Origin of the sequence: Parasphingorhabdus sp. (genome assembly GCF_036964675.1) — a bacterium.
In the GTDB taxonomy this organism is placed as follows: Bacteria; Pseudomonadota; Alphaproteobacteria; order Sphingomonadales; family Sphingomonadaceae; genus Parasphingorhabdus.
This window is the reverse complement of the sequence record NZ_JBALTF010000098.1, coordinates 1-6,379: the sequence shown is the minus strand read 5'-3', so window position 1 is coordinate 6,379 and position 6,379 is coordinate 1. Positions and strand designations below refer to the sequence as shown.

The following is a 6,379-nucleotide window of genomic DNA, read 5'->3' as shown; positions in this document are numbered from 1 at the left end:
GTAGCTGACTTCCGTCTGCAAGCCATAGCCGCTGTCGCCGATGATTGTTCCGGGATCATAGCCGCGGCCCGTCGTATAATTGCCGCCGGAAACTTCTTCATAGGAGAACAGCGCGTCCGGAGAATATTGCAGCCGTGGCTTCAGTGTCAGTGCCAGCAGCGGGGTCGGACGAAAGTCGATTTTTGCCTGTCCCCGGATCACGAAGGCGGTCGGGTCGCCATCGGGACGGATTGGAAAGACGGTCTGACCGATGCTGCAGTTTACAAATGCCGGACCATAGCACTGACTGGCCCCCAAGATTTTCAGCCCCTGCCGGATTTCCAGCGAACCGCCGACGCCCCATTTGGGTTCGAACGCAGAATAGCCGCCGCGTCCGGAAATGCTGCCCGGTTCTATCTGGTTGAAGTCCAGCCGAGCATAAGCAACGCTCAGCCGGTCCTCATTGGCGCGGGCACCCAATATATCGGTGCGCTGGTCAATATAGTCGAGACCAACCGTACCGAAAATATTGTGCGATTGCTTGCGAATGAAAGGGTAGCTTGCGTAGGCCGTTGCCACCAGCGTTTCTGAAGCGATGTCGATGCCACCGGTCAGCTCTGGCTTGGTCCACGCATAAGTGAAATTGCCACCGAATTTCAGACCCTCGCCGCCGACCGTGAATTCGTGGCCGACTTGCAGGACTTGCTGTTCCTTGAAATCCGAGGTGGAATAGCCGCTGATCACGGTTTCATCACCCATTCCGGTGAGATCGTTGAACCGGATTCGGGCCAGTCCGCCGAAGCGACCGACTGCTTCAGACCCGAAATTCTGGATATTGACGTCGGCATAGACCGGTGTTCGGACGACATTAAACTCTCCGACGACTTCGCCGGGCTTGCCCCCGGATTCTACCGATACCGGCCGGAGCGAAAGCCGTACATCCAGCCCCGGTATATCCCGTGCGAGCAGCAAGTAGCGGTCGGCCGTGTTGATATTGAAAACCGGTTGCGCGGCCAGTTTTTCGATATATTTTCGCAACAGGCCTTCGGATGATCCGGCATTGCCCCGGACCTGAACCGCGGTCATCCGCGCCATCAGCACATCAAAGCGGACATTGCCCTGATCGATGGTCTGCGGCGGTACTTGCACCGCCGCCAGATAGCCATCTCTGCGGAGTATGGTTGCCGCCCGGTCACGGATATCGCAAACGACCGAAACCGGGACTTCCTGACCGAGATATTCAGCATAGGATGCGCGCAGGGACGACGGATCAACCGAAACCAGTCCGGTAAAGTCAATCGACTTCAGCGTGAAGCGGACGTCGGAAAATTCCGGCCCGGCGAGTGGGCAGGCGGACCGTTCGACGTCTCCGTCGACGGACAGCGTCTGGGCCTGGCCCTTCAGCGCTTCATCAATGACTCCGCGCTGAATTTCTTCCCTGGTCGGCGCAGCGACGGACGATTGCCCCCAGGCCGGTAAGCCGGACAAGAAAATGGTGACACTGGCCGCCAGGGCAGTGGTTCGAAACGTAGTGCGCGATCGCGTCATATATATCCCCGTCTTGTGACGATTCCGGCGCGACCCATGGAACCACCATACCGGTTCTGCCGTCCAGCGTTCAGCCAGGACGGCAGAAATACTCAGAGACTAGCCCTGATCACCCGGTTCTTCATTGTTCAAATTGAGTGTCTCAACCAGCAAATCCAGTTGGCCGGTACACCCGTTTGCGATCAGCATAGCCGCCGTTTCATCAAGATCGACTGGTTCGCTTTCCAGCACTACGAAATTGACCTCGACCGACTGCGGTACACTCGACCCGAGCAGCCGATAATTCGCACCGTCGGTGACCGGCAAAACATCCTTCGGCCATGCCTTCAGCGGATTGCCTTTTCGCCATGCGATTTCGATGACATTGCCATTCGCCGGTTCGACAATCGAGGCGGTTGCTGACCCGGTGTAATCCGGCCGCCAGACAACCAGTCCATTTGGATCCGTAACACAGAATCTCCCGCCTTTGGTCACGTCGAGAAACCAGAGATTGGGATTGTTCGGCGTAACAACCGCCGCGCTGGTATCACCGCGAACCGCTCCGGTTCTGGCCCGGCTGCTGCCACGATTGTTGATGAAGCTCGACAGCCGACCCGATGCGGTCGCTGCCGATCCGCCCCCTTGTGCGAGCGAATAGGTTCCCGGACCGCTGAGAACGCGCGTGCCCGACTTGGTCAATATGGTCACCTTGTCCTGGGCCTTCAGCGTAATTTTCGCATCGTCCGCCATTTTTTTGCCCGCCGGATAGCTGCTGGCCGAAGGTCCGGTCGAGCGTACGACCATATTCTGTGCCATGGCAGTGCCGCCAATGCCGAAAAGCAGAACCGTGCCGAGAGCCGCTTTCACAAAGCGGGATGTGATTTTGCCGGATTGTGCCGACATATTTTTATCCAAGTGCATAGCTTTCTCCATTTTTAGTCTTTTCCAGTCGTTTGCGCAAATTGGCGAGACCCAGGTCATCGCCATATATCTTGATCATGGCACCCAGTGCCTGAATGGAAGCAGTATCACCATTTTCATGTGCGGCTATGATTGCGGTCACTGCCGCGCGATCTTTCTCTTCCCAGTCGGGAACCGGTTCGAACACTTCGACCGGCGTGGATCTGCCGCGGAGCGTGATCCGGCCCATTGGCCGGTACCAGTCGAGACCGGTCCGTTCCATCGCTTCCCGGCTCAGCAATACTTTGGTTTCCAGAGTTTTATTTGCTGCTTCCAACCTTGCTGCGGTATTCATCGCATCCCCCAGAGCGGTATATTGAATCCGGCCTTCGCCGCCGAAATTGCCGACAATGGCGTCGCCATAGTGCATACCGACCCGCGTTCTGCCAATCGGCGGCACGCCATCGGGGACATTCTTGCGGAAATCTTCGCCGGCCAGATAGAGCGCATAGGCCGCCTTGGCCGCTCGTTCGCCATCATCGGGATAGGCGATCGGAGCCCCCCAGAAGGTCACCAGTGCATCGCCGACGAATTTGTCGATGGTACCGCCATATTCCAGCGCCACCTCGCTCAGCCGGTCGAGATAATCGTTGAGCAGGGTGGCGACCATTTCCGGTTCGATCGCATGGGTCAGTTTGGTAAAGCCTTCGAGATCGGTGAAAACCGCGAATATTTTCCGTTTCTCACCATGCAATGCCAGCTTTTCGGGATCTTTCAGGATCTCGTTCGCAATCGATTTTGGCAGATATTTGCCAAGCGCGCTTTGCGCAAATGCCCGCTGCTTGGAATTGATCGTCCGGGCAGCCGAGCCGACCGAGGCATAGCCCAGCAACCACCCGACAGCCCAGCCAAAGGCAGGCAGCGAAAGGGTGTCAATTCCGATATTCTGTAACAGGAACGGAAAGATCAGAAAAAAGGCGAACTGGCTGAGCAGGATGAAGCCAACCTTCAAGGCGTTGCCGACGATCAGAGCAGACAGGCCTCCGCAAATGGCAACGATCAGGGCGCCCAGCCACAGGGTCCAGATCGGAATCGGTGTGGGCAGATCGTCATTGAGCAACTGGGCGAGCATATGGGCATGCACTTCCAGCCCGATCATCTTGCCGTCGTCCCCCTTGATGTCGGCCAATCCACCAACCGGGGTTTCAAACCGGTCGCGATCGACGAAGTCGCCGCCGATCAGCACATGTTTGCCGGCGATGAAGGAGCCAAGCATTTCTGCAATGGCGGGATCAGCAAAGCTTTCAATCGGGAATTTGTCGAACACCGGTACGTCGGTTGTCGCCGGCACATGATAGCGGATGGCGCCGTCATTCTGGGCAAATTTTGGGTTGGGACCGGTCAGCGCAATGGCCATGAACGAAGGCGCACCCGGTTTGTGCGGGGTCCATCGGCGCTGGACACCGTCGCTGTCGGTTTCCAGCTTTATGTTGGTGGGCTGAATATTCTCGCTGCGCGCATCTTTGAAAAATTGCTGCAGAAATTCATGTTCGGCGAAAGCAATTTCCGGATTTTCCGCCGGGTTGGCATAAGCCAGAAAGGTTGGCGTTTTCATGTTCTTGAAGGCCGAAAGCAGCAACGCATCGTCATCTTGCGGCATCGTGAACAGAATATCTATGCCGATGGATTTGGGCTTGGCTGCGTCGATTGTTTCAAGGGCCAGGGCCAGGATCGTCCGGTCCACCGGAGACCGCTGGCCGGTCAGCTTCAGCGTGTCTTCATTGTAAACGACCAGGACGATATTTTCGTCTTTTTCGACTTCTGGCGCGAATACCGATGCGCGCAAATCGTATAGCGCGCGCTCGGCTTCCTGGATCAGCGGCGTCGTCCAGGCGTAGCGGGCGACAAGCAGCGCGAGGATCATGAACAATATGGTCGATCCCAGGCGGATCGGGCCAAGCTGATCAAAAAGACGGCGCAGGGATTGCAGCACGCCCTTTGCTCCCTCTTTTACATCGCGGTTATTTTTAACCGGGTCTGTTGGCATGGCGGTTCCTGTCACCATTCTAGGGCCGCTTTGCTTGCGACGGGAGACGTTTCGCGACTGGCTGCCAGATTCGTCTCGCTCGGTAAAAATGGCCGGGCACCGTCACCGATCAGGGCAAATCCCGCCCAGTAAAAGGGATGCGATGTGACCGGGTCGTTCATCAAGTCCAACTGGGATAGTCTGAGCGCTTCTGTAATCGAGCGGCCTCGACCGTCGCTGAACAATCCGTTTATCAGCCGTTCCGTCGCGTTAAAATCATCCGGGGCAGGCCAGTGACTGGCGAGCACCGAACGCCCGCCGGCGCCGATGAAGGACCGGACTAGACCATCCAGAGCCGTTCCGCCGCCGCTGCTAACGCCGGCCTCGCGGGTCACCGCTATACTGGCCTTGCCTGCGGTATCGCAGGCCGAAAGGATGATGATATCGGCATCCAGTTTCAGATCGAAAATTTCATCAAAGGCGAGAAGACCGTCCGATCCATTTCCTCCAAAAGATGTTAGGAGCGCCGGCTTGGCCGGGCAAGACGGGCTGGGCGCGGTCACCAGGCCATGGGTGGCAAAATGCAAGATGCGGTAATCGCTGATATTGTTGTCCGACAAGATTGCGGTATCGGTGAATGCCGCGCCGGTAATGAGTGCGGATTTTTCTGCGCCGAACAGAGACTGGGCCTCTTGCAATTCGCTATCGGATATCGGGTTGTTCCACTGGCTGAGCGGCCATTGGCAATGGGCATCGTCATTTTGATCCCCGCCCCGGATAGCAGCGACCTTGGTGCTTGCCAGTACCGGCTGGTTCCTGCCCAGACCCAAATATTGAAGTGAGGCATTGGACTGGGGTGCTTGCCGTGCATCAGCGAATGCCCGGGCCGATACGGCGGTACTGATATCTATGTTCCGGCCGAGCCATTTGACACCGGAAAAATCAAAAGGATCTCCATCAACCGCTTCGGTTCTGGCAAGATATTGTGAAACGGACGCATCGTCAGCCACCAGCAGATTGATGGGCAAGCGAAGCATGGCGCCATCGGGTTCGAATATCAGATGCGTCTTGCTTGCAAGCCGGACAGAAACCGGTTCGAAAAGATCGGAATATAGAGCGCGCGCCGCTTCGATATCGAAAGGGTAGGTAATATATTGGCCATTTTCGAATAGCGAGATCGACGCGCGGATTGTATCTACCCTTGCGTCGAGCGCGGCCTCATCGAGTGGCACTTTGTAAATTTTTGCTGCTGACTGATCGGTATAGAACATGAAAATATCACCGCCGATGATCGTCATGCGCATATAGGCTTCGGCCGGCTGCATGGTGGCGCGCAACTGGTCGAGGCTGAGGAACCGATCTGTAACCGCGCGATATTGCGGAAATTCGGAGAGCCTGACCTGAGTGAGCTGCTGGCTTCTCTCCAGCTCTTCAATCTCGGACGCCAGGTTATTGCTTTGTCGGCGGACTGAATCCGTCGGTTCGATTTTGCCGAGCGCCGAGAAACGGATCCGCAACCGTTCGATGTTGCGGGTTAGATTGATGGATTGTCTGAACATGCGCGCAGCTTCATCGGTGCCCCCGCTCAGCTCCCGCGAGAGAACCGCTTGGGTTTCGGCGACGCCTGGGCGAACCAATATCTGCGAGGCTTTGAAAAACTGCGCTGTCGCCGTTTCATCAGCTGCAAGAAGCGCGAAATAGGGGGCGAGCTGGTTCGCCATGCCGGAAATCGCGCTTTGCTTGCCGAGCGAATTGTCGACGACTTCATCATATAATTGGCGTGCTTCGGCTTGCTGTCCGTGCCGCAACAGAAATGCCGCGAGGCGCGCCTTGGCACCGTTGACGGCGCGCGTTTCCGGATATTGGACGCTCAGCAAATCCAGGCCGTCGCGCAGCAATTGTTGCGCCTCGCCCAAACGACCATCGGCTTCCGAAATCAAGGCCAGC

Annotated in this window: 4 protein-coding genes; all 4 read right to left on the bottom strand. The window is 57.0% G+C overall.

Annotation, left to right across the window (positions count from 1 at the left end):
* Positions 1-1,527, bottom strand: a 1,527-nt coding sequence (locus V7665_RS12720) for a ShlB/FhaC/HecB family hemolysin secretion/activation protein (protein ID WP_335664907.1), incomplete at its 3' end; no start/stop codon positions are given.
* Between the two features lie 99 nt (positions 1,528-1,626).
* Entirely contained in the window at positions 1,627-2,427 is an 801-nt protein-coding gene (locus tag V7665_RS12715) for a hypothetical protein (protein WP_335664906.1), read from the bottom strand.
* Positions 2,414-4,453 carry an adenylate/guanylate cyclase domain-containing protein gene (locus V7665_RS12710; protein WP_335664905.1) on the bottom strand — a complete coding sequence of 680 codons (2,040 nt, stop codon included), beginning with the start codon at positions 4,451-4,453 and terminating at the stop codon, positions 2,414-2,416. Before V7665_RS12710 ends, V7665_RS12715 begins: the two co-directional genes overlap by 14 nt.
* 11 nt (positions 4,454-4,464) lie before the next feature.
* The coding region (locus V7665_RS12705; protein WP_335664904.1) for a CHAT domain-containing protein at positions 4,465-6,379 on the bottom strand (1,915 nt) is incomplete at its 5' end.

Excerpts from the sequence above, each read along its gene's own strand:
- V7665_RS12710 (WP_335664905.1), bottom strand. The coding sequence starts at position 4,453 with ATGCCAACAGACCCGGTTAAAAATAACCGCGATGTAAAAGAGGGAGCA.
- V7665_RS12715 (WP_335664906.1), bottom strand. The coding sequence starts at position 2,427 with ATGCACTTGGATAAAAATATGTCGGCACAATCCGGCAAAATCACATCC.